The following is a 23,123-nucleotide window of genomic DNA, read 5'->3' as shown; positions in this document are numbered from 1 at the left end:
GGTTCAACTGCGCAGCTGCTTGATCTTGCGGTACAGCGTGGCGCGGCTGATGCCCAGGGCATCGGCTGCCGCGGTGATGTTGCCGTGATGACGCGCCAGGGCGCCACGGATCAGCTCCTCCTCGTTTTCGCGGATGCTGCCCGGCTGCTGGGTGCTGCCCCTGAGGTCTTCAAGCAGGCAGTCGGTCAGGTGTTCCAGGCCCAGCAGTGGCTCACCCGGCTCGCGCATGGCCACCGCCGAGCGCAGCACCATCTCCAGCTGGCGGATGTTGCCGGGCCAGTCGTAGTTGTTCAGCAACGCGGCCAGCTCCTTGCTCAGGCGCACGCCGTGGGCGCCGAACTTGTGCAGCAGGCTGTCGATCAGGGCGCCCAGGTCGTCGCGCTCGCGCAGTGCCGGCAGGCGCAGGCTCACGCCGTTGATGCGGTAGTAGAGGTCTTCGCGAAACTGCTGCTCGAGCACGTGGCGCTTGAGGTCGCGGTGGGTGGCGCAGATCACCGCCACGTCGATGTCCTGCTCTTCGCCGGCGCCCAGCGGCGCCACCCGGCGCTCCTGCAATACCCGCAGCAGGCGTGCCTGCAGGGCCAGCGGCATGTCGCCCACCTCGTCGAGAAACAGGGTGCCGCCGTGGGCCTGCATCAGGCGCCCGACCATGCCGCCACGGCGCGAGCCGGTGAACGCCCCTTCGCGGTAGCCGAACAGTTCGGACTCGATCAGCCCCTCGGGTATGGCCGCACAGTTGACCGCCACGAACGGCTTGCCGGCACGCGGGCTGGCCTGGTGCAGGGCGCGCGCCACCACTTCCTTGCCGGTGCCGGTTTCGCCCAGCAGCAGCACCGGCAGTTCGTTCTTCAGGCCCTGCAGGGCCATGCGCAAGGTGCGCGCAAGGCTGCTGTCGCGCCCGGCCAGGGCCTCGAGGTCGACGCTCTTCTGCGCGGCCACCGGGGCAGCGGGTGCAGGTGTCGCGGCAATCACGGGCTGGCGCGGCAGGTGCTGGGAGCGGAAGTAGAACTCGCCCTTGGCGGTCTGCACGCTGCTGATGCCGCCCTGCCATACCCGGCTGATGAAGGCGCTGGAGCGTTGGCCGATCAGGTCGCTGCAACTGCGCCCCACCAGGGCGGCGCGCGATACCTGCAGCAAGGCGCAGGCCTGGTCGTTGGCCGCCAGCACCTCGCCGTCCAGGCTCAGGGCAAGCAGGCCGTGCCAGGCGCTGCCCAGGTACTGCGGGCGGTTGTGGAAGGCCACCACCAGTTGCTCGGGGTAGCACAGGCCGAACATACGGCTTTCGATGTTGCCGGCCGCCAGCAACAGCGTCGAGAGGTTGTCCTGGGGCTGGGCCATGACGCCTTCGCGGGTCAGGTCGAGCACCCCGATGATCTCGCCGCGCGGGTCGCGCAGCGGTACCGAGGTGCAGGAGAACGGGCTCAGGCGGTCCAGGTAGTGTTCGCCGCAGTTGATCAGCGTGGGGCGCCCTTCCACCACGGCGGTGCCGATGGCATTGGTGCCGCGCACCGACTCGCTCCAGCAACTGCCCGGGTGCAGGTCGCGCAACCCGGTCTGGCGCAGTGGCTCGGTGTTGCCCTCGATGGCCAGCACGTTGGCCTGGGCGTCGCCGAGGATGATGATGCCGCCCTTGCCCTGGCGCGACACCAGGTACTCCAGCTCCGGCGTGGCGGCGTCGATCAGCAGCCGGTTGCTTTCCAGCAGGCGCTTGAGTTCACCGCGCTGCGGGGCGGCCAGCTCGTGCCGCTCGCCTTCGAGGCAACTCAGGCCATGGCCGAGGCTGCGCCGCCACGAGGCATCGATCTCGTCGCGCAACATGCCCAGCGGCAACTCCCCGTCATGGACCAGTTTCATGCGTGCCTGGCGTGACTCCTGCAAAGGGTCAGCGGCGTTTTTTATTAGAATGGTGCGTGCCATCGCTTACTCCAGCGCCCGTCGAACGTTGTGCACTTAAGGCAATGTAACTCAAGGGAGTGTGCTTGAGATTTGCAGGGCCGTCACCCGCAGGCGCCGACAACCTGATCGGCAGAGTGGCACAAGGTTACGTTTACGTAAAGGTGATGAATCGCGACGTGTCGTCCTCCTTTCAGGCGCGCCGATTGCGCGCCAGCAGCCACAGCAGGTACACCCCGCCCAGCAGGCCGGTGGTCAGGCCGATGGGCAGGTTGAGGTTGGCCACAAAACGCTGGCTGAGCAGGTCGGCGGCCAACAGCAGTACCGCCCCCATCAGCGCTGCGCTCACCAGCGGCACCTGCGCCGAGGTGGTCAGGCGCCGTGCCAGCTGCGGCGCGGCCAGGGCGATGAAACTGATCGGGCCGGCCGCCGCGGTGGCGGTCGCGGTCAGGCCCACCGCCGCCATCACCATCAGCAAGCGGGTACGCTCCACCGCCACACCCAGCTGGGCGGCGCTGTCGTCACCCAGTTCGAGGATGTTCAGGCGCCGTGCGTGGTACACCGCCACCGGCACCACCAGCAGCAGGCCCAGCGCCGCCGGCAGCACATGCGACCAGGTGCGGGTGTTGAGCGAGCCGGCCAGCCAGATCTGCGCCGACATGGCCTGGTCGAGGTTGCCCATCACCAGCAGCACGGTGTTGAGCCCCGAGAGCATCGCGCCCACCCCGATGCCCACCAGCACCAGGCGATAGCCGCCGGTGGTGCGGCCCTTCATCGACAGCACGAATACCAGCGCAGCGGTGCCCACGCCGGCGATCACCGCCGCCAGCGACGCCCCCAGCGGGCCGGCATCGAACAGGATGATCTGCACGATCGCCCCGCTCGCCGCCCCGGTGGTGAAACCGATGATGTCGGGCGAACCCAGCGCGTTGCGCGAGATGGACTGGAAGATCGAGCCGGCCATGCCCAATGCAGCGCCCACGCACAACGCGGTGAGCACCCGGGGCAGGCGCACGCGCAGCACGATGCGCTCGGTGGTCGGGCTCGGCCCTGCCCCCAGCAGGCTGGCCAGCACCTGGCCCGGCGTCAACGGCAAGGTGCCGATGCCCAGCAGCAGCACCCCCAGCCCCAGGGCCAGCAGCACCAGCACGGCACACACCAGCAACCCCCGTGGCTGCCAGCGAAACGACAGGGCGGCCAGGCGGACGACCCGTGTAGCGGTAGTGTTCATAGCTTGCTCAACCGGAATGTGCGCACCAGCGCGATAAAGAACGGCCCGCCGATCAGCAGCGCGACGATACCCGCCGCCACTTCCGCCGGCGCCGCCACGACCCGGCCCAGCACATCGGCCCCCAACAGCAGCACGCCGGCAAACAGTGCCGAGTACGGCAGGATCCAGCGGTAGTCCGGGCCCACCAGCAGGCGCGCCAGGTGCGGCGCCACCAGCCCCACAAAGCCGATCGGCCCGGCAGCGGCGGTGGCAGCGCCGGCCAGCAGCATCACTGCCAGGCAGGCCAGCAGCCAGGTGAGGCGCACGTTCACCCCCAGCGCCAGGCCCAGGTCCTTGCCCAGGGCCATGGCATTGAGGCTGCCGGCCAGCGCCAGCACCGTGACAGCGCCCGGCACCACGGCCATCGCCAGCACCCCCACCGCCTCGAAGCCGCTCTTTTCCAGCGAGCCCGATGCCCAGTGGCGAAACTGGTCGAACACCTGCGCCGGCGCATTGAGGATGATGATGCCGGTGACCGAGGCCAGCATCACCGACAGACCGGCGCCGGCCAGCACCAGGCGCACCGGGTTGGTGCCGGTCTCCTGGGCACGGCCCAGCATGAACACGGCCACCCCGGCCAGCCCGGCGCCGACGAAGGCGCACCACACGTAGCCGCTCATGCTGCTCAGGCCCAGCACGGCCACACCGACGATCACCCCTACCCCGGCCCCGGCGTTGATGCCCAGCAGTCCCGGTTCGGCCAGCGGATTGCGGGTGACCGCCTGCATGATCGCACCAGCCAGGCCCAGCGCCAGCCCGGCCAGTATCGCCACCAGCGTGCGTGGCACCCGCAGTTCGCGCACGATCAGGTGCTGGTCGTCGAGCCGGTCGTAGGCCGACAGCGCCTCGAACACCTGGGCCACGCCGATGCTGCGCGACCCCACCACCAGGCTCGCCAGCACCGCCACAACCAGCAACAGCAGCCCCAGCAGCAGGCCCTGACAACGTCTTGATCGCACCATGGCTCAGCGGTACGCCCGCGCCACGGCGTCGATCATCTCGCGCCCGGAGTAGTAGTCGATGCGAAACGAACTGGGGCCCAGTGCATACACCCGCTTGTGCACCACCGCCGGCAGGTTGGCCAGCACCGGGTCGGCGAGAAACGCCTGCACGTCGGCGTCGCTGCCGCCCAGCAGGAACACCGTGTCGCCGGTGATGGCCGCCGAGAGGTTTTCACGGGAGATGAAGTCCACGTCGGAGCTGCGCTTGACCTGCCCTTGCAACCCTTGCGGCAAGCCGGCCACCGCGAACCCGAGAGCTGCCAGCAGCTGCGCATGGGGGCTGTCCAGGCGCGCTACCGAATAGCTGCCACCCAGGTTGTAACCCACCACGCTGACCGCGCCGGCAGGTGGCGTGATGCGCGCTGCAACCTGCGCGGCGTAGGCGTCGAAGCGCTCGATGGCCGCCTCGGCCTGGGCCTGCAGGCCGCTGGCCTGCCCCAGTTGGCGCGCCAGCTCCTGCCAGCTGTGGTTGGCGTAGTTGACCACCACCGTGTCGATGCCCTGGGCCTGCAGCTCGGCCTGGTGGGGCAGCACACTGTCGGCCCCCGTGGCCGACACCACCAGCAGGTCGGGTGCCTGCCCGACCACCGCTTCGAGGTCGAACAACAGGTTCTTGTACAGCACCTGCACGCCGCGCTGGTCGGCCACCTCGGCCCACTGGGTGAAGAAGCCCTTGGCATCGGAGATGCGGCTGGGCGTGGTCGCGGCACTGGCCACCAGCGGCGCGTCCATGGCCAGCAGGATGCCGGTCACGCTCGGCGAGGTGGACACGATGCGCTTGGGCGAGGCCTGCGCCGACGCCGTCGGCGCCTCGTCCGCAAGCTCGGCGGGCTGCCGGGCCAGCCACAGGGCGGCGCTGGCCACAGCGACGATGGCCAGCACGGCCACCACAGTCTTTTTCATCGTCTAGCCCTGCTCGTCAAGGTGGTGGGCGAAGGTCGAGCCGCTGTAGCCCTCGCGGAACAGGCCGGCCTGCACCAGGCGTGGCATCAACTGGTCGAGAAACAGGTTCAGCGACTCGACCGAGCCACCGGGCGCGGCTATGAAGCCGTCGATGGCGCCACTGGCAGCCCAGTCCGCGATCTGCTCGAAGGCATCGTCGACGGTGCCGACCACCTGCCAGTGCGCCGCCGAGATCACCTCGGGGCGCAGCAGCAGTTGGTCGATGCTCAGCGACTCGCGCTCGATCAGCCGGCGCAGCAGGCTGCTGTGGGTACGGCTGGAGGCGTCCGGCGCAACCACCGGCAGGTCGGCGCGGGTCACCGGGCGGTCGAGGGGCCAGTCGGCCAGGTCCAGCCCGGTCATTTCCTTGATCGAGGCCAGCTTGCGCGCGCGGTTCATGCGCCCGTGGGTTTGCATGAACACCGCCCGGGCCTGCTCGCGGGTGTCGGCCAGGTACAGGCTCAGGCCCGGCAGCAGGCGGATCGCCTGCGCCGAGCGGCCATGGCGTTCGGCGCGCCGGCCCAGGTCACGGCGCAGTTCAAGCGCCGCTTCCTTGTCGGGCGTGGGTGCGAACACCAGGTCGGCCACCGAGGCGGCGAAATCCCGCCCCGACTCCGAGGCACCGGCCTGGATCAGCGGAATGCGCGTGCCGGGGAAGGCTGGCAGGTTCAGCGGGCCCTTGACCTTGAGGTAGGTGCCCTCATGGTTGACCGGGCGCACCTGGGTGGTGTCGGCATAGCAGCCATTGGCACGGTCGATGGTCAGCGCCTCGAACGGGAAGCTGCCCCACAGCTGGTGCACCAGCTCGGTGAACTCGGCCGCCCGCGCATAGCGCTCGTCGGCGTCGGGCATCTGCTCAAGGCCGAAGTTCTCGTGCCCCTGCAAGGCGGTGACGATGTTCCAGCCCACGCGCCCGTTGCTGATCCAGTTCAGCGATTGCAGCTGGCGCGCCACCACATACGGCGGATAGAAGGTGGTCGACACCGTCGACACCAGGCCGATGTGCGAGGTCTGCTGGGCCACGGCGGCCAGCAGGATGGTGGGGTCGAGGCTGGTGAAGCCAGGGCCGCTTTCGAGCATTTCCACCGGCAGGCAACTGACGTCGGGGCGGAACACGAAGTCCAGGTGCGCCGCTTCGGCGCGCTGCGCCAGATCGATGGCGAAGGCACTGGTGAACAGGCCCTCGACGTTGCTGTCGGCGCGCCGCCAGGCGTCGCCGCTGAGCCAGGTGGGGGCCAGTGAAAGGCCGATATGGAGTCGCTTGGGCGAGGTCATCAAAGCTCCGGGTGCAAGTGATCGAGTACGGCGGCCCCAGGGCCGCCGTTGACAGTGGGTTGATTCAGAACGAGCCCTTGACGCCCACGCCGAACATGCGTGGCGTGGTCATGCTCGCCTCGGTGCCGCCAATGCCGCGGTTCTGCTGCAGGTAGGTGGCCGAGCGGTCGTCGAACACGTTCTTGACGTAGCCGTACAGTTCCACCGCCGGGGTGAACTGGTAGCTGGCACGGGCATCGGTCAGGGTGTAGGAGTCGACCGAATACGACGAGTTGTTGGCCGTGTCGGAGTAGTAGCCGTCGATATGCCGCACCTGGGCCGACAGGTTGAGCTTGTCGGTCACGTCCCAGCTGGGCCCGAAGCTCAGGGTGTAGCCGGGCGACTTGGCAAACTCGTTGGCCTGGTAGCTGTCATTGCTGGTGATGCGGTCGATGCGCGTGCGCAGGGTGCCGGCGCTGGCCTTGAGGGTCAGGCTGTCGAGCAGCTGGTAGTCGGCGCTCAGTTCCATGCCGTAGGCGTGGGCCTTCTCGGCATTGATGGTGTAGGACTGGCTGATCCCGGTGGAGATCACCACCGGAATGTTGTACTGCGAATCCTTCATGTCCATGTAGAACAGGTTGCCGCTCAGGCGCAGGCGGTCATCGAGCAGGCTGGCGCGGGTGAACAGCTCGTAGTTCCACACCGACTCTTCCTTGAAGTACTGCCACTGGCGCGTCGACAGGTTGAGCGAGACACCGCCCGGGTTGTAGCCGCGGCTGACCATCGCGCCCACGGTCCAGTCCGGGGTCTCGGCGTAGGCCAGCGATACCTTGGGCAGCACGGCGGTGAAGGTCTTCTGGTAGTCCAGCGCAGTGGGCGCCAGCACCGAGTTGCCGTCGCGCTCGATACGGTCCTGCTGGAAGCGCAGGCCCGTGCTCAGGGTCCACAGGTCGCTCAGGCGGTAGTTCAGCTCGCCGAAGAGGCCGAGGTTTTCCTTGGTGTCGTCGAACGCCGACAGCCCGGCCAGGTTGAGGGTTTCGTCGGTCCTGGTGCGCGCCACGTAGAGGCCGGTGGCGCCGCTGAGCACGCTGTGCTGGTCACCGAACACCAGGCGGGTTTCGTTGGACAGGTTCTTCTGCTTGATGTCGGCGTCGCCCTGCCCCGGGATGCCGGTGTAGCGCTGCACGCTGGACAACGAATACTGCGCCTGGTTGATCAGCTTGAGGCCGTTGTCGAAGTCGTAGCTCACGTCCAGCACGCTGGTGTTGGTGCTCTGCTCCCAGCTGGGCATGGTCGTGGTGGTGTGATCGAGCTTGTGGTACGGCGCCGAGGCGGCTTCCTGGGTGGGGCGGTTGCTCTCGTTGTGCGAGAAGGTGAACTTGGCCTCCAGCCCCTGGATGTCGGTGGGCAGCCATAGCAGCTTGGCGCGGGTGGTGAGCGCGCTGAAGTCGTGGTCGGTCTTGCCCTTCTGGAAGTTGGGGTTGGTGTAGTCGATGAAGGTATCGCGCGCCGAGTAGTCCACCGCCAGGCGCCCGGCCAGGTCGGTACCCATCAGCGGCCCGGACAGCGCGATGGAGGTGCGCTTGGCGTTGTAGTTGCCGATCTCGGCCTGGTAGGCGGCCTCGGGGGTGAAGGTCGGGTCCTTGGTGTTGACGATGATCGCGCCGGCGATGGCGTTGGCGCCTTGCGAGGTGGTCTGCGGGCCGCGGAACACCTCGATGCTGTCCACGTCCCACACCGAGGTGGCGCCGAAGAACATCTCGTTGTAGTTCAGGTAGTGGCCGTCCAGGTTGATGGTGGCCCGTGGCACGGTGCCGCCCCAGAACTGGTTCTGCCCGTTGTTCGGGCCCTGGGTGTCCTGGCCGCGGATGATCGGCGCGCCTACCGAGCCGGTATAGATCACGTTGGGCACGTCGTTGAGCACTTCATGCACGCTGGCGTTGCCGGTGTTCTGGCGCTCGATGTCGCGGGCAGTCTTGACCGACACCGAGGAGGCGGTGTTCTTCAGGTCACGCTCGAGCTTTTCCCCGGTGATCATGATCGGTTCGAAGGTGACTGCGCCTTTGCCCGGGGCAACAACGGCATCATCGGCCATCGCGGGCGCCATGCCGAGCACGGTCGCCAGGGTCAGCACGCTGAAACCGCAGGTGAGTTCAAGGGGTGAATAGGCCTTCAAGATACGCTCCAAATGATAATCATAATCGTTTGTGCGAAAGGTATCATGTGGCCACTTCATTCCTCAATAGAGAATTGATTCTGCAATGTGGTAAATCCAGGGGCCCGGCCAGCGCTCGGAAAAGTCGGTATCATGCGCACCGACGCCGCGCACAAGCGGCGCACACTTGATGCCTGATGAGGAACAGCCGCCAGCCGGCGATGAGGAGAGGCCCGTTGAAAAAAACCATTCCAGCTGCGGATGACGCCCCGCACGCGCCGGGCGAAAAACGTTCGGGCACCATTCAGTCCGTCGCCATCGCCGCCCGCTTTCTCAACGTACTGGCCAGCGCCGAGCACGAACTGGCCCTGGGGGAAGTGGCGCGGCGCACCCAGACCGGCGCGTCCACCGCGCACCGCTATCTGCAGAGTCTGGTCAAGGAGGGCCTGGCCAGGCAGGACCCGGCCAGCAGCCTGTACGACCTGGGCCCGGCGGCGCTGAGCATCGGTATCGGTGCGCTCAAGCGGGTGGATGCAGTGGAGATCGCCGCGCAGCACATGAAGGCGCTGGCCCACCAGCATGCGGCCAGCGGCGGCGTGGCGATCTGGACCGACCGTGGCCCGACGCTGGTGCGCTGGTACCGCAGCGCGTTCTTCTCGATCAACCCGCTGGCCCTGGGCGACGTGCTGCCCATCGACAACACCGCCTGCGGGCTGGTGTTCCAGGCCTTCCTGCCCAAGGCCACCATCGATGCGGCGCGCAAGCTGCAACCGGCGCACTTTCGCGGCACGGCGCCGGCCAAGGCTGTGCTGGACGAGGTGCGCAGCAGCCGCTGGGCCGAGAAGACCAGCCACCTGCTGTCGAATGTCACCGGGCAGGCCGCGCCGGTGTTCGACGCCCAGGGCGAGATCGTGTGTGTGGTGACCACGGTGACCGACCTGGGTCAGCTCAAGACGCCCGAAGACCGCGATGCGCTGTTCCGGGCGGCCAGCCGGGTCAACCAGTCAACCGGCGGCCTGCCGTGGCAAGGCGCCTGACACCATCGCCCGCTCGCGCGACAAGGGCACCAGCAGCGGCGTGCCGCTGACCGGGTCGGCGATGATCATCGAGGCCACGCCGAACACCTCCTGCACCAGGGCCTCGGTGAAGATGCGCGCCGGGTCGCCCTGGGCGACGATGGCGCCGGCCTTCATGGCGATCAGGTGCGAGGCATAGCGGCACGCCTGGTTGAGGTCATGCAGCACCGCAACGATGGTGCGGCCCTGGCGATTGAGCTCGGCCAGCAGCTCCAGCAGTTCGATCTGGTGCGCGATATCGAGGTAGGTGGTGGGCTCGTCGAGCAGCAGTACCGGCGTCTGCTGCGCCAGCACCATGGCGATCCATACCCGCTGGCGCTGGCCGCCGGACAACTCCTGCAGCAGGCGCTCGGACAGCTCGCTGACCTGCGCCGCCTGCATGGCTGCGGTCACGGCCTGTTCGTCGGCCTGCGACCATTGGCGCAGGAACGACTGGTGCGGGTAGCGCCCGCGGGCCACCAGGTCGGCCACGGTGATGCCGTCGGGCGCAACCGCGCTCTGGGGCAGCAGGCCGAGCCGCCGGGCCACGTCCTTGGCCGCGAGCGTGTGAATATCGACCTGATCGAGCAGCACCGTGCCGCTCGAAGGCACCAGCAGGCGCGACAAGGCCCGCAGCAAGGTGGATTTGCCACAGGCATTGGGGCCGACGATGACGGTAAAGGACCCTTCGGTGATAGCCACCGAAAGGTCCGTGGAGATCGTGCGCTGGTCGTAGCGAAGCGTCACGGCGTCAGCCTGCAGGCGATACGTCATGGAGAGGGTGTTCCAGTGAAGGGATTCGGCGCCAGTATTGCAGATGAGGAATTTATTCCGCAATCCGGAACGCCGGCGCCCTGCCCTCAGCCCGCGGCCATCAACGGCTGGCACTGCGCGTAGTGCCGCGCCAGGCCCTTGAGCGAATGCCCCAGGGTGATACGGGTGTGCCGGTCGTACTGGTGCAGCAGGTCCAGACGGCCCTGCTGCAACCTGGCCAGGATGGCGCGGGCAGCCAGGTCGGTGGCACCCAGCGCGTGGGTCAGGCCCTGGGACGACACCGGGTCGAAGGCGATGGCCGCCTCGCCCACCGCCAGCCAGTGCGCCGATGCACAGCGCTGCAGTGCACTGCAGCCGGCATCCAGTACCTGAACCTGCGCTGCGGCCAGTTCGTCGGCACCTGCATAGCGCTGCATCAGGCGCGTGCGCTGCAGTTGCTCGGCCAACTGCGGCGCGGTGCGCTGACCGTCACCGCCGGGAAAGAAGCGCACCAGGTGACGCTGGCCGCTGGCGGTGGTGGCCCCGGACCACCAGCCCTGGGCATCGGCCTCGATCAGCAGCCACTCGGTGTCGGCCAGTTCCGAGCCACCTCGCGGCAGGCGCGCCGCGACCGCCACCTGGCGACTCAGGCGCTGGCGCCGTGCCCCGCCGAGCCGGGCGATGCAACTGGCCTTGCCGGTGGCATCCACCACGAAACGTGCCTGCCCGCGCCAGGGGTGTTCACCTCGCCGACCGCCCAGGGTAATGCTGTCGTCGGCAAAATCGGCATGGGTCACCCGCACGTCGTCTTCACGGGTGATCCCAAGCGCCGCCGCCCTTTCCCGCAGCCGGGCGTCGAACACCCGTCGTTCCAGGAACGCGCCATGGGCGGCGCGCTCGCAGAAGTAGTCGCGAAATACCGGCTCGCTGGTCAGCCAGATCGACTGCACGCCGCAGCAGCGTCGCGCCACGGTGCTGTCGTCGAGCAGGTCGGCGTGCCCCAGTGCGGCAAGTGCAGGCAACGCCTCGGGAGACAGGCACTCGCCGGGGCGCAGCGCCGCCTCGGGTTCACGCTCCACCAGCCCCACCTGCAACCCGGCCTGCGCCAGGCGGATGGCCAGCGCGGTGCCGGCCGGCCCGGCGCCCACCACCAGCACGTCGTGCACGGGGTTCAAATCTCGTCCCTGCGCAGCCGACGACGTGGCGGTACCTTCTGCCTGGGCGGCTCCAGTTCGGTCTCGCCCAGCAACGGTGGCGGCGAATCCAGGGCCTCGATCACCGCCAGCAGGTCGAGCTTGGCATTGGAGCCGGTGACCCGCTCGGGCCGCCCGCTTTCGATCCAGGCCCGCGCCGGCAACCCCAGTGCGGTCGCCTCGGGGGTGGCGTCGTGGGCCAGCAGAATGCCCAACTCCCACCAGTGGCTCACCATCAGGTTGATGCGCGTGAAGTAGCTGCCCTTCAGGTCGCGCAGCCAGTCCTCGCGGTAGGAAAAATGCTTGAGCTGCTGCGCTGGCGTGGTACGTCTTGCGCCCACACGCTCCCACGCCTCGCTGCTCAGTACCTGGTTGGGCACGCGGGCCCCCCAGTAGCTGGGGAACGACAGGTAGGTACTGGGCTCGTACTCGGCATCCGACAGGCACGAGGCCTCGTCGGTCTGCCACGGCACGCCCAGCGCGCGGGTCAGCGAACCCGGGCCCACGCCGTCCAGCGGGCCCTGGGGTGCCAGGCACACCTGTGGCGTGAGTTCGTCCCCGAAATCCTGGCGCACCGCCTGCCCCTGGGGCAGTACCGCCAGGCGATAAGGGCTGCGCCACACGCTGGGCACACGCATGAACCAGGTCAGTTCGATGCCCGGGTGGAACGGGCCGCCCAGGCATTCATGCAGGCCGGCGCGGTCCAGCGCCTGGGCCTGGGCGCGCGGTTCGAGCGTGTCGAAGTCTGCCGGCACCGGCGCGCCCTGCCAGTCGGCGACGAATTCGCCTTGCACCCACTGGCTCAAGGCCTGGTACATCAGCGGGGTGACCGCGAGCCCGACCGCGGATGGCGGCTGGGGGTCGAGGTCATAGTCGCCGTAATAGTCGCCGTACAGGGGCAACAGCGCCGGGGCGAACTCGGCGGTGCTGGCGGGGTCGCGAAACAGCGCGAAGACCTTGCGCCGAAAGTCCGCACTGGCCTCACCGGGGTCGGCCAGCCGGGCCACCACGTCGGGGTTCTGGGTATCGAGTGGCGAACCGTGGCCGCTGAGCATGAACAGGCCCTGGTTGGTCCACTGCATGTGGGTCATGCGCTCGAAGATCGGCCAGATATCGCGGGTGAACGAACAGCCCGGTTCGGCCGGCAGCTGACCCTGGCGCACGAACAGGTCGCGCACCACCTCTTCCATGGTGACCACGCCGAACAGCCCTGGCGCGTAGTTGGGGGGCGTCACCACCAGGTAGCCGGGCTCGGCATCCAGGCGCTGGCCGTTGTTGAACGTCACCCGTGCGTACACCGGGCCGTCCGACACGTCGTCGTGCCAGTCGTCGTTGTTGGCGAAGGTCGTCGGTGGGGTCTTGTCCACCCGCGGTGCGCTGTGGCCGTGCCCGCCGAAAGCGATCAGGCGCCCGGCCTCGTCGGTGCGCAGTTCGCCCAGGTACACGGGTTTGCCGTGGAAGGTGCCGGTGTCGAAATGAAAGGGCTTGCCTTGCTGGCGGCGGCCGCTGATGGTCCTGGGGCCGGGGCGGATGTCCAGGGCCTGGCGCTGCGCGCCGGTCACGTGCGGGTTGCGCCGTTTTTCGGCGATGGCGTACTGGCCGGGCAGGTCCATGGCGTTTTCGAAGGCGTACCAGCCGGCCTTGAGGTTGGCGACTTCCACGGTCCATTCGATCTGCACGCCGTCGTCCAGGCTCAGCTCCTGTACGGTGCCGTCGTGCAGTTCGGCATAGAGGCGAAAGCGCACGGCCTGGCGCCGCACCTGGCCCCTGGCATCGCGAAATTGCCCGTCGGCGCTGCTGGCCAGTGCCCCTGGCACTTGCGCGGCGAGTACGTACTCCTCATCGCCATCGGCGTTGCCGACACGGGCAACGCCGAGCCCTGGGTGCACACGAATGGATTTGATCGATGCCGGGCTGATCATGGCCGTCTAGCCTCCTTGCCAGTGGGGTCTGCGCGAATGCGCAATTTCGCGCTCAACGCTAGATGGCGAATGGAGGGGTGTCAAATGGCCATATCAGCCAGCAATCCGAAGCTCAATTTGCGCCGTTGAGTCAGCCGTTGCGAGAGGCCGCGTTGTTGTTGATCGCCTTGGGCCCCGCCACGCCCCACACGATCAGGCCGACCAGCGGCACGAACACCACCAGCACGATCCACAACATCTTGCGGTCGGCTCTGCTCTTGCTGCCGATGATGCTCTTGATGGCCCACAGTTCCACCAGGGCCAGGATTACCGCCAATGTGATCCAGATATAACCGTTGTTTTGCATGCGTCATCTCCCGAATGGTATTGCGTTAGGTCAGGCGACGCCGCGATGGTTCAGTGAATCTGCGCCCAAAGGCGCCAGGCAGACACCTCACTGCACCGGCAGAAAGTTCATCAGCAACAGGCTCTGCGCATAGTTCAGGCCGATGCGCCGGTAGCGCTCGTCGAGCATCTGGGTCAGCAGGTCCAGGCGCGCGACGATCTTGCCGAACTCCACGGCAAAGCTCAGGTTGCTGCCCGCCTCGGAGATTTCGTTGGAGAACAGCAACAGCACGCCATTGGCATCCTGGCGCTGGCTCAGCAGCCAGGTGGCCTTCTCGATGTTGCGCGCTGCGTTGCTGACGAACTGCGGGTCGATGGTGTCGGTGATGAAGAATTCGGTACGCCCGCCATGGGCGGTCACCAGCATGCTGCCGATGGCGTAGATGAACGCGCCAACGCGATCGCCCCTGAACTCCGGGCTCAGGGCATAGCTCAGTGCCGCCAGGTCGCGGCGCTCGCCCAGCTGCGGCAAGGCCTGGCGCTGCTCGATGGCCTGGCGGATCTGCCGCTCGGCACTGGCAGCATCGAGAAAGCCCGATTCGCGCCACTGGTTGGGGTTGCGCAGGTACAGCTTGCTCATCAACAGGTACAGGCTCTGCAGGTTGTCCTGCATCGACAGTGTGGCCATGCGATCGACGCTGGTCTGGAACAGTTCCTGGGGCCGGCCGTTGCCCAGCTGGGTGGCGATATCGCGCCCCTGCTGCTGGGTACAGCCAGCGGCGCAGGCCATCAGCGTACCCGCCAGCAACAGCCGGCGCAGCACGCGCTGGGGTGGAACGCAAAGCGGATAAACCATCGGCACCGGGGTCTGGATTCACGGGCCGCGTTGGGGATCGACGCGGCCTGGCGATGAATAGAGCCGAAAAAACGTAAAAAGTGCGATAACCGCCAGACCGCAGTGGCGCCACGCCGCACTATTGGAGCACCGCGCCCCGCTCCTCCAGCAGTTTCACGAACATCGCCAGGCTGCGCGATACCGTGCCGCTGCGCCATACCAGCCAGGTGCGCAGGTAGCGAAAACGTTGCGACATCGGCCACACGCTGACCGTGGCGCACCCCGGCATGCTCTCGAGCATGCTGCGTGGCATCAGCGCCAGCCCCGCCCCTGCGCTCACGCAGGCGAGCATGCCGTGGTAGCTCTCCAGTTCGAAGATCTTGCCCGGCACGGCGGCATCCTGGGTGAACCAGCGCTCGAAATGATGGCGGTACGAACAGTTGGCCCGGAACGCATAGATGCTCTGCCCGTTGACGTCCTGGCCACGGTGGATCGGCGCATGGTTGAGCGGCGCGATGATGACCATCTCCTCCTCGAACACCGGCACGCCCTCCAGCGAGGGGTGCAGCACCGGGCCGTCGACGAAGGCCGCCGCCAGGCGTCCCGACAGCACGCCCTCGATCATGGTGCCCGACGGCCCGGTGGAGAGGTCCAGCTCGACCTTGGCGTACTGCTGGTTGTAGGCCGCCAGCAACGCGGGGATGCGCACCGCTGCGGTACTTTCCAGCGAGCCCAGCGAGAACGCCCCCTGGGGTTCCTCCCCCGCCACGGTCAGTCGGGCCTCCTGCACCAAGGCCAGGATGCGCTTGGCGTACTCCAGGAAGGTCCAGCCGGCCGGCGAGAGGCGCAGGCGCAGCTTTTCACGAATGAACAGCTCCACCCCCAGGTCGGCTTCCAGCTGCTTGATCCGCGTGGTCAGGTTCGACGGCACGCGGTGGATGTGCTGGGCGGCTGCGCTGATGCTGCCGTGCTCGGCCACGGCGGTGAAAATCTCAAGCTGTACCAGGTCCAAAAACATTCTCCAAACGTGAAAGAAACCGTTTTAATTATTCAGTTTTCGAAAGATTAGCACGGCATTACGCTGGGCCCCTGTTTCCCTTCTGACAGGAACGCCCGCCATGACCGACATAACCAGCCATACCCATGCCCTCTCGATCAACCCGGCCACCGGTGAACGCATCGGCCACTACGCCTATGAAACCGACGCACTGATGGACGCCGCCCTGGGCCGCGCCGCTGCCGGGTTTGCCGGCTGGCGGCGTACCCCGCTGGCCACCCGCTCGGCCCTGCTGGTGAAACTCGCCGGCGTGCTGCGCGACAACGCCCAGGCCATGGCGCGGATGATTACCCTGGAAATGGGCAAGCCTGCGGCCCAGGCCCGCGGCGAAGTGGAAAAGTGCGCCCAGCTGTGCGAGTGGTACGCCGAGAACGGGCCGGCCATGCTGGCCCCCGAGCCGACCCAGGTACCCGACGCCAAGGCCCACATCGAATACCGCCCACTGGGCCCGATCCTCGCGGTGATGCCGTGGAACTTCCCGCTGTGGCAAGCGCTGCGCGGTGCGGTACCCGCGCTGATCGCCGGCAACACCTACGTGCTCAAGCACGCGCCCAATGTGATGGGCTCGGCCTACCTGCTGCGCGATGCGTTCCAGCAGGCCGAATTCCCCGAAGGTGTGTTCGAGGTGCTCAACGTGACGCCTGAGGGCGTATCCAGGGCCATCGTCGACCCGCGCATCGTCGCCGTGACCCTTACCGGCAGCGTGCGTGCCGGTGCCGCCATCGGTGCCCAGGCCGGTGCCGCGCTGAAAAAATGCGTACTGGAACTGGGCGGCTCCGACCCGTTCATCGTGTTGAACGATGCCGACCTGGATGCCGCCGTACAGGCTGCCGTGATCGGCCGCTACCAGAACACCGGCCAGGTGTGCGCGGCAGCCAAGCGGCTGATCGTCGAAGCCGGCGTGGTCGAGGCATTCACCCGCAAGTTCGTCGAGAAAACCCGCGCGCTGGTGATGGGCGACCCGTTGCTGGCCGACACCTACCTGGGGCCGATGGCGCGTCATGACCTGCGCGACGAGCTCGACCAGCAGGTCCAGGCCACCCTGGCCGAAGGCGCCACGCTGCTGCTGGGCGGGCACAAGGTCGACGGCCCGGGCAACTACTACGCGCCCACGGTACTGGCCGACGTCACCGACCAGATGACCTCGTTCCGCCAGGAGCTGTTCGGCCCGGTGGCCTCGATCATCACTGCCCGGGATGCGCGCCACGCCCTGCAGCTGGCCAACGACAGCGAATTCGGCCTGACCTCGACCGTGTACACCCGCGATGCGGCACTGGCCCGACAACTGGCCGACGAACTGGAGTGCGGCGGCGTGTTCATCAACGGCTACAGCGCCAGTGATCCGCGCGTGACCTTCGGTGGCGTGAAGAAGAGCGGCTTTGGCCGCGAACTCTCGCACTTCGGCGTTCGCGAGTTCTGCAACGCGCAGACCGTATGGTTCGATCGCCACTAAAGTACGAAGCACCTTCCTATAAAGCGCAGGATAAAAAAATAGGCTTATCCTGCGTTTAATAGATACCCATGGCAGCGCTTATCCATTAGCCTCAACTCACTCTCAAACACAGCAGGCACCTTGCCACTATAAAAATCAGCACCTTTCATCTATTTTGCGCCCGCTTGCAACTGCCAAACATAACTCGAAATAACAGTCTTGATTGGAGCGTTCGAATGTCGAAAAAACTCTTCACCCTCACCGTGCTCGGTGGCCTGATGCTGGCCAACAGTGCCTTTGCCGACAAGCTCACGGTGATCTCCTATGGTGGCGCGAGCAAGGCCGCGCAGGTCACCGCGTTCTACAAGCCCTACGAAGAAAAGACCAAGACCCAGGTGATCGCTGGCGAGTGGAACGGTGAAATCTCCAAGCTCATCGCCATGAACGACACCAAGACCGTGACCTGGGACGTGCTCGATACCGAAGACACCGACCGTGCCCGTGGCTGTGAAGAAGGTCTGTTCGAAAAACTCGACTACGAACGCCTCGGCACGCCGGGCGACTGGATCGAAGGCACCAAGAGTGACGACGGCTGTGGCGTCGGTATCTTCGTGTGGTCCAACGTGCTGGCCTACAACGCCGACAAACTGAAAGTCGCCCCTACCGGCTGGGCCGACTTCTGGGACGTGAAGAAATTCCCGGGCAAGCGCAGCCTGCGCAAATCTGCCCGTGGCTCGCTGGAATTCGCCCTGATGGCCGACGGCGTGCCGCCTGCCGAAGTCTACAAGCTGCTCAGCACCAAAGAAGGTGTGGACCGCGCCTTCAAGAAACTGGACGAGATCAAGCCGTACATCCAGTGGTGGGAAGCCGGTGCACAGCCGCCGCAGTACCTGGTGGCTGGCGATGTGGTGATGGCGTCCTCGTACAACGGCCGCATCCACGCTGCACAGCAGAGCGGCAGCAACCTGAAGATCGTCTGGAACCAGAACCTGTACCAGTTCGACGAGTGGGCCATCCCGCGCGGCACCAAGAACCTGGACAAGGCCTACGACTTCATCAAGTTCGCCATGCAGCCTGAGCAGCAGAAGCTCTACACCGAGCAGATGGCCTACGGCCCGTCCAACACCAAGGCCGCCGAAATGCTCGACAAGTCGCTGGCTGACGACCTGCCCACCGCGGCAGAGAACCAGAAGAATGCACTGCGGGTAAACGTCGAGTTCTGGCTCGAGAACGCAGAAACGCTTGAACAGAAGTTCAACGCCTGGGCTAGCAAGTCCTGATTTCCCCTCCCTGTGCGCCTCATGGATGATCAGCGCACAGGTTCTATTCTCCTGTCCAGGGCCCTCCCCGCAGCCATGTCCAGTCCGCTAGACTGCGATCCCCTATCGTGTCTGGATCGTGGATTGCACATGAAACTCGCCACAGCCCTGGAACAGACCTCCCTCAGCCAGGCCACCGTGGTCGCGGGCAGGCAATGCCTGGACCGCGACCTGGCGTGGGTGCATATCGTCGATCACCCCGACATCTTCAACTGGCTGAAAAAGGGCGACCTGCTGCTGACCACCGGCTACAACTGGCCGCAAGACCCGCAAAAATGCCGCGACATGGTTCGCCGCCTGGCCGAGCTGGGCCTGGCCGGGGTCGTGATGGCAGTCCCGCACTTTCACGAACACTTCCCCCAGGCGGCCATCGAAGAGGCCGACCGCTGCTGTTTCCCTTTGCTGGAACTGCCTTGGGAAGTCGCCTTCAGCGACATCACCCAGCAGGTTCTCGAACAGATCATCAACTTCCAGACCCGCATCATCCGTCGCTCCGACCTTATCCACCGCATGCTCACCCGCGCTGCCATCGAGGCCGACAACCTGCAGAGCCTGGCCAGCGCCCTCACCAGCGCCCTGGAACTGCCGGCGCTGATCGTGGCCAGCTCCGGCAGTGTGCTGGGGGCCAGCGAGCCGGCCAATGACGCCGTGGAGCTTGCCGTGATGCGCCACCTGAACGAGCAGGCCAACCTGCTGCAGGGGGTCGAGCCGCAGGTGCTGGAGCTGGACGCCGATGCCGGCGCATTTCGCCTGGGCTGCCCCATCCGCCTGCAGGGCGAGCGGGTCGGGGTGGTGTGGCTCAAGGGCCAGCGGGACAGCTTCGAGGAGCTGCACTGCCGCGCAGTGGAACATGCTGCGCTGATCGCCGCCCTGCAGCTGTCCCATCAACGCGAATTGCTGGACCAGGAAAACCGCCTCGGCCATGCCCTGGTGGCAGGGCTGCTGGAAGGCAAGTTCCCCGAAACGCCGCGCGCCATCGAACGTGCGCTGGTGTCCGGCTGGTGTCATACCCGCGACTACCGCGTGTGCCTGGTGTTGCTGGACGAGCCGATTCCCCTCAGCCGCGAGGGCTTCCAGCGGCGCAAGGAGCAGGCCGAGCGCATCACCGAGATCATGCAGGGGCTGGGAATCGCGCCCCTGCTGTCGGTGTCGTTGAACCAGATCAGCCTGATCGTGCCGGCCGATGTGGTGCCCGAGTCGATCTGGAAGCATATTCGACTGGACGGCGGCGCCATGGCCGCCAGCCGCGTGCACCGGGGCGTGGCAGGCATGGCCCAGGGCGCCGGGGATGTGGCCACCCTGCTGCCGCTGCTGCGCCCGGGCAAGCTGCATGGGTTTGACGAAGTGCTGTTTCCGCGGGCGCTGATGGGCGACGACGATGCACGGCGCATGCTGCTGGAGCGCCTGGTGACCCCGCTGACCCGGCACAAGAACGGCGCCATGCTCATGGAAACCCTGTGCACCCTGGCCAGCGAAGGCTTTCAGCTGGCCAGCAGCGCCCGCTGCCTGGACATCCACATCAGCACATTACGCTACCGCGTGGAGCGCATCGAAGAGCTGCTGCAGCTGTCGATGGAGAACCCGCAGGCGCGCTTTCAGCTGCAGGTGGCAACCGAGATGTACCGCCTGCAGAACGACGCCTGACAAACAATCTGCTGCCTGTACCGCCCGGTGGCGGGCCAGGCCCGCTCCAGCAGGCCGTCAGTGGCCTTGCGGGAGCGGGCTTGACCGGCGCTGGAGACACCTCGACCACCCCCGCAGCATAGTGTGCTGCCAACCTCCTCAATACGGCATTTATGCCTGGCCCAAGCGGTCATCTCGGCATCGGTCACTGCGTGCCTGTTCTTACAATCGTGCCATTCACCGGACCCGTAGAAGGCACCCTCTCCATGTTGAAAAGCACACTGCGTGACCCCTCGCTGCTTGTCGAACGCGCTTACGTCAATGGCAGCTGGATCGATGCCGACAACGGCGAAACGATTGCCGTGATCAACCCCGCCGACGGCAGCGAAATCGCCCGGGTCCCGGCCCTCGGCGCCGCCGAGACGCGACGCGCCATCGAGGCCGCCCAGGCCCGTTTCGAAAGCTGGCGCGAAGTCCCCGCCGCCACCCGCGCACGTCACCTGGAAGCCTGGTACAGCCTGATCCTGGAAAACCAGGAAGACCTGGCGCTGATCATGACCGCCGAACAAGGCAAGCCCCTGAGCGAGTCGCGCGGCGAAATCGGCTACGGCGCCAGCTTCGTCAAATGGTTTGCCGAAGAGGCCCGTCGCATCTACGGCGACACCATCCCCGCGCCCACCAACGACCGCCGCATCCTGGTGCTCAAGCAGCCGATCGGCGTGGTGGCGGCCATCACCCCGTGGAACTTCCCCAACGCGATGATCACGCGCAAATGCGCGCCGGCCCTGGCCGCCGGCTGCACCGTGCTGGTCAAGCCGTCCGAGATGACCCCGCTGTCGGCCCTGGCCCTGGCGGTACTGGCAGATCGTGCTGGCATCCCGGCCGGGGTGTTCAACGTGCTCACCGGCCTGCCTGCCGGCATCGGCAGCGAAGTGACCGCCAACCAGGCCGTGCGCAAGTTGTCGTTCACCGGCTCCACGCGCATCGGCAAGCTGCTGATGAGCCAGTGCGCCGACACCCTCAAGCGCCTGAGCCTGGAGCTGGGTGGCAACGCGCCGTTCATCGTGTTCGACGACGCCGACCTCGACCTGGCGATTGCCGGGGTGATGCTGAGCAAGTTCCGCAACGCCGGGCAGACCTGCGTGTGCGCCAACCGCATTCTGGTGCAGGACGGCATCTACGACCGCTTCGCCGAGCGCCTGCGGGCTGCGGTGGCCGAGCTGAAGGTGGGTGATGGCCTGGGCGAGAACGTGACCATCGGCCCGCTGATCAACGCCGCCGCCGTCGCAAAAGTAGCCAGCCACATCGGCGATGCGGTGGAAAAAGGCGCCAGCATCTCGATTGGCGGCATGCCCGACGACACCGGCCTGTTCGTGCAGCCGACCGTGCTGCTGGACGCCACCACCGACATGCTGCTGGCCACCGAAGAGACCTTCGGCCCGGTTGCCCCGCTGTTCCGTTTCAAGGACGAAGCCGAGGCCCTGGCCATCGCCAACGCCACCCCGTTCGGCCTGGGCGCCTACTACTTCACCCAGGACATGCGCCGCGCCTGGCGTGTGGGCGAGCGCCTGGAGTTCGGCATGGTCGGCCTGAACACCGGGATCATCTCCATGGAAGTGGCACCGTTCGGCGGCATGAAACAGTCCGGTACCGGCCGTGAAGGCTCCAAGTACGGCCTGGACGAGTTCCTCGAAATCAAGGCCTGGCACATGGGCGGCCTCGACTGAATACCTGCGTTCCCGAACCCCTGACACCATCGTTAGTTAATGGAGCTGCACCATGAATTCTGCACTGACTGAAAATCAACGCCTGCTGGCCCTGCGCGAGCAGCACGTACCCCGCGGCATCGCCACCGCCCACCCGATCGTGGTCAGCCACGCCCAGGGTTCGGAGCTGTGGGACGTGGACGGCAAGCGCTACCTGGACTTCGTCGGCGGCATCGGCGTGCTCAACGTCGGCCACAACCACCCGCGTGTGGTCGAGGCCGTGCGCCGCCAGGTGGGCGAGATCTCCCATGCCAGCTTCCAGGTGGTGGCCTATGCGTCGTACATCGACGTGGCAGCGCGCCTGAACGCCATGGTCGGTGGCGGCGAAGCCTACAAGAGCGTGCTGTTCACCTCCGGCGCCGAAGCGGTGGAGAACGCCATCAAGATCGCCCGTGGCTACACCAACCGCCCGGCGGTGATCTCGTTTCGCGGCGGCTTCCACGGGCGCACCCTGCTGGGCGTCACCCTGACCGGCATGAGCCAGCCGTACAAGCAGAACTTCGGCCCGTTCCCGGCCGAGATCTACCACGCCACCTACCCCAACGAATACCGCGGCGTGAGCAGTGACGACGCCCTGGCCGAACTCGACCACCTGTTCGCCACCGACGTGGCCCCCGACCGCGTGGCGGCCATCCTGATCGAGCCGGTGCAAGGCGATGGCGGCTTCCTGCGCGCCCCCGATGCCTTCCTGCGCGCCCTGCGCGAACGCTGCACGCGCCACGGCATCGTGCTGATCCTGGACGAGATCCAGGCCGGCTTCGGGCGTACCGGCAAGCCGTTCGGCTTCCAGCACTCGGGCATCCAGCCTGACCTGGTGACCGTGGCCAAGAGCCTGGCCGGCGGCATGCCGCTGTCGGGTGTGGTGGGGCGTGCCGAGATCATGGACGCGCCGACCCCGGGCGGCCTGGGCGGCACCTACGGCGGCAACGCCGTGGCCTGCGCGGCTGCACTGGCGGTGATGGACCTGTTCGAGGAAGAAGACCTGCTGGCCCAGGGCGAGCAGCGTGCGGTGCAACTGCGTGAAGGCCTGCTGGCCCTGCAGAACCGCTACCCGTGCATCGGCGACGTGCGTGGCCTGGGCTTCATGCAGGCCATCGAGATCGTGGCCGACGACGCCGCGCAGACCCCGGACGCGAACCTGGCCCAGGCCATCATCGACCAGGCCCGTGAAGCCGGCCTGCTGGTGATCAAGTGCGGCGTGTACCGCAACGTGGTGCGCTTCCTGGCACCGCTGGTGACCACCGAGGCGCAGATTTCCGAAGCGCTGCGCATGCTCGACCAGGCGTTGACCCGCGCTACGGCGTAATCCGCCCCTCTGCGGCGCCACCT

At 66.8% G+C, this 23,123-nt stretch carries 18 protein-coding genes; 6 read left to right on the top strand and 12 right to left on the bottom strand.

Annotated elements, in window-relative coordinates; genetic code table 11:
• Nucleotides 1–3: 3 nt before the first annotated feature.
• The 6 genes from QMX96_RS07705 to QMX96_RS07680 all read right to left on the bottom strand — a co-directional run bounded on the left by QMX96_RS07705 (nt 4) and on the right by QMX96_RS07680 (nt 8,536).
• On the bottom strand, nt 4–1,917 hold the full coding sequence (locus tag QMX96_RS07705; RefSeq protein ID WP_282361505.1) for a sigma-54-dependent Fis family transcriptional regulator: 1,914 nt from the start codon (nt 1,915–1,917) through the stop codon (nt 4–6).
• 169 nt (nt 1,918–2,086) lie between these two features.
• Entirely contained in the window at nt 2,087–3,124 is a 1,038-nt protein-coding gene (locus QMX96_RS07700; RefSeq protein ID WP_282361504.1) for an iron chelate uptake ABC transporter family permease subunit, read from the bottom strand.
• Nucleotides 3,121–4,125 (bottom strand): iron ABC transporter permease, encoded by a 1,005-nt coding sequence (locus tag QMX96_RS07695; RefSeq protein ID WP_054914475.1) that lies wholly within the window; start codon nt 4,123–4,125, stop codon nt 3,121–3,123. The genes QMX96_RS07700 and QMX96_RS07695 overlap by 4 nt, the downstream gene beginning before the upstream one ends.
• Nucleotides 4,126–4,128: 3 nt before the next feature.
• Entirely contained in the window at nt 4,129–5,067 is a 939-nt protein-coding gene (fepB, locus tag QMX96_RS07690) for a Fe2+-enterobactin ABC transporter substrate-binding protein (protein ID WP_282361503.1), read from the bottom strand.
• A gap of 3 nt (nt 5,068–5,070) precedes the next feature.
• Nucleotides 5,071–6,381 (bottom strand): NtaA/DmoA family FMN-dependent monooxygenase, encoded by a 1,311-nt coding sequence (locus QMX96_RS07685; RefSeq protein WP_213607423.1) that lies wholly within the window; start codon nt 6,379–6,381, stop codon nt 5,071–5,073.
• Nucleotides 6,382–6,445: 64 nt separating this feature from the next.
• Nucleotides 6,446–8,536, bottom strand: a complete 2,091-nt coding sequence (locus QMX96_RS07680) for a TonB-dependent receptor (RefSeq protein WP_282361502.1) — start codon at nt 8,534–8,536, stop codon at nt 6,446–6,448.
• A 215-nt stretch (nt 8,537–8,751) separates the two neighbouring features.
• On the opposite strand from QMX96_RS07680, the gene QMX96_RS07675 reads away from it, so the two are divergent.
• Nucleotides 8,752–9,552, top strand: a complete 801-nt coding sequence (locus QMX96_RS07675) for an IclR family transcriptional regulator (RefSeq protein ID WP_229590123.1) — start codon at nt 8,752–8,754, stop codon at nt 9,550–9,552.
• Here QMX96_RS07675 and QMX96_RS07670 read toward each other — a convergent pair.
• From QMX96_RS07670 to QMX96_RS07645, 6 genes are all read right to left on the bottom strand, one after another.
• A complete protein-coding gene (locus QMX96_RS07670) occupies nt 9,520–10,344 on the bottom strand; it encodes an ABC transporter ATP-binding protein (RefSeq protein ID WP_282361501.1) in 825 nt (274 codons plus the stop codon). The genes QMX96_RS07675 and QMX96_RS07670 overlap by 33 nt on opposite strands.
• An 86-nt stretch (nt 10,345–10,430) precedes the next feature.
• Nucleotides 10,431–11,489, bottom strand: coding sequence for an NAD(P)/FAD-dependent oxidoreductase (locus QMX96_RS07665; RefSeq protein ID WP_229590264.1), 1,059 nt, complete (start codon nt 11,487–11,489; stop codon nt 10,431–10,433).
• Nucleotides 11,490–11,494: 5 nt separating this feature from the next.
• On the bottom strand, nt 11,495–13,438 hold the full coding sequence (locus QMX96_RS07660) for a LodA/GoxA family CTQ-dependent oxidase (RefSeq protein WP_282361500.1): 1,944 nt from the start codon (nt 13,436–13,438) through the stop codon (nt 11,495–11,497).
• Nucleotides 13,439–13,568: 130 nt separating this feature from the next.
• Nucleotides 13,569–13,784, bottom strand: coding sequence for a PLD nuclease N-terminal domain-containing protein (locus QMX96_RS07655; protein ID WP_282361499.1), 216 nt, complete (start codon nt 13,782–13,784; stop codon nt 13,569–13,571).
• A gap of 87 nt (nt 13,785–13,871) precedes the next feature.
• Nucleotides 13,872–14,618 (bottom strand): hypothetical protein, encoded by a 747-nt coding sequence (locus tag QMX96_RS07650; protein ID WP_043861224.1) that lies wholly within the window; start codon nt 14,616–14,618, stop codon nt 13,872–13,874.
• Between the two features lie 118 nt (nt 14,619–14,736).
• Nucleotides 14,737–15,609: a LysR family transcriptional regulator gene (locus QMX96_RS07645; RefSeq protein ID WP_043861265.1), complete on the bottom strand. Its 873-nt coding sequence runs from the start codon at nt 15,607–15,609 to the stop codon at nt 14,737–14,739.
• Between the two features lie 106 nt (nt 15,610–15,715).
• Here QMX96_RS07645 and QMX96_RS07640 point away from each other — a divergent pair, with 106 nt between their 5' ends.
• The 5 genes from QMX96_RS07640 (at nt 15,716) to gabT (ending at nt 23,100) form a co-directional block, all read left to right on the top strand.
• Entirely contained in the window at nt 15,716–17,107 is a 1,392-nt protein-coding gene (locus tag QMX96_RS07640) for an aldehyde dehydrogenase family protein (RefSeq protein WP_282361498.1), read from the top strand.
• Nucleotides 17,108–17,364: 257 nt separating this feature from the next.
• The gene (locus QMX96_RS07635) at nt 17,365–18,366 is read left to right on the top strand and encodes a polyamine ABC transporter substrate-binding protein (protein WP_229590265.1); all 1,002 of its coding nucleotides are present in this window, start codon (nt 17,365–17,367) and stop codon (nt 18,364–18,366) included.
• A 129-nt stretch (nt 18,367–18,495) separates the two neighbouring features.
• Nucleotides 18,496–20,049 carry a PucR family transcriptional regulator gene (locus QMX96_RS07630; RefSeq protein ID WP_100632735.1) on the top strand — a complete coding sequence of 518 codons (1,554 nt, stop codon included), beginning with the start codon at nt 18,496–18,498 and terminating at the stop codon, nt 20,047–20,049.
• Nucleotides 20,050–20,294: 245 nt separating this feature from the next.
• Nucleotides 20,295–21,755 carry an NAD-dependent succinate-semialdehyde dehydrogenase gene (locus tag QMX96_RS07625; RefSeq protein ID WP_054914469.1) on the top strand — a complete coding sequence of 487 codons (1,461 nt, stop codon included), beginning with the start codon at nt 20,295–20,297 and terminating at the stop codon, nt 21,753–21,755.
• 52 nt (nt 21,756–21,807) lie between these two features.
• Complete coding sequence (gene gabT / locus QMX96_RS07620; RefSeq protein WP_043861219.1) at nt 21,808–23,100, top strand: 4-aminobutyrate--2-oxoglutarate transaminase; 1,293 nt, start codon at nt 21,808–21,810, stop codon at nt 23,098–23,100.
• Nucleotides 23,101–23,123 lie beyond the last annotated feature (23 nt).

Origin of the sequence: Pseudomonas sp. PS01300 (assembly GCF_029960155.1) — a bacterium.
Classification (GTDB): Bacteria; Pseudomonadota; Gammaproteobacteria; order Pseudomonadales; family Pseudomonadaceae; genus Aquipseudomonas; species Aquipseudomonas palmensis.
This window is presented reverse-complemented; position numbering and strand designations above follow the sequence as displayed.

Excerpts from the sequence above, each read along its gene's own strand:
- QMX96_RS07640 (WP_282361498.1), top strand. The coding sequence starts at position 15,716 with ATGACCGACATAACCAGCCATACCCATGCCCTCTCGATCAACCCGGCC.
- QMX96_RS07670 (WP_282361501.1), bottom strand. The coding sequence starts at position 10,344 with ATGACGTATCGCCTGCAGGCTGACGCCGTGACGCTTCGCTACGACCAG.
- gabT (WP_043861219.1), top strand. The coding sequence starts at position 21,808 with ATGAATTCTGCACTGACTGAAAATCAACGCCTGCTGGCCCTGCGCGAG.
- fepB (WP_282361503.1), bottom strand. The coding sequence starts at position 5,067 with ATGAAAAAGACTGTGGTGGCCGTGCTGGCCATCGTCGCTGTGGCCAGC.
- QMX96_RS07650 (WP_043861224.1), bottom strand. The coding sequence starts at position 14,618 with ATGGTTTATCCGCTTTGCGTTCCACCCCAGCGCGTGCTGCGCCGGCTG.
- QMX96_RS07660 (WP_282361500.1), bottom strand. The coding sequence starts at position 13,438 with ATGATCAGCCCGGCATCGATCAAATCCATTCGTGTGCACCCAGGGCTC.
- QMX96_RS07635 (WP_229590265.1), top strand. The coding sequence starts at position 17,365 with ATGCTGGCCAACAGTGCCTTTGCCGACAAGCTCACGGTGATCTCCTAT.
- QMX96_RS07630 (WP_100632735.1), top strand. The coding sequence starts at position 18,496 with ATGAAACTCGCCACAGCCCTGGAACAGACCTCCCTCAGCCAGGCCACC.
- QMX96_RS07655 (WP_282361499.1), bottom strand. The coding sequence starts at position 13,784 with ATGCAAAACAACGGTTATATCTGGATCACATTGGCGGTAATCCTGGCC.
- QMX96_RS07705 (WP_282361505.1), bottom strand. The coding sequence starts at position 1,917 with ATGGCACGCACCATTCTAATAAAAAACGCCGCTGACCCTTTGCAGGAG.
- QMX96_RS07695 (WP_054914475.1), bottom strand. The coding sequence starts at position 4,125 with ATGGTGCGATCAAGACGTTGTCAGGGCCTGCTGCTGGGGCTGCTGTTG.
- QMX96_RS07625 (WP_054914469.1), top strand. The coding sequence starts at position 20,295 with ATGTTGAAAAGCACACTGCGTGACCCCTCGCTGCTTGTCGAACGCGCT.
- QMX96_RS07700 (WP_282361504.1), bottom strand. The coding sequence starts at position 3,124 with ATGAACACTACCGCTACACGGGTCGTCCGCCTGGCCGCCCTGTCGTTT.
- QMX96_RS07685 (WP_213607423.1), bottom strand. The coding sequence starts at position 6,381 with ATGACCTCGCCCAAGCGACTCCATATCGGCCTTTCACTGGCCCCCACC.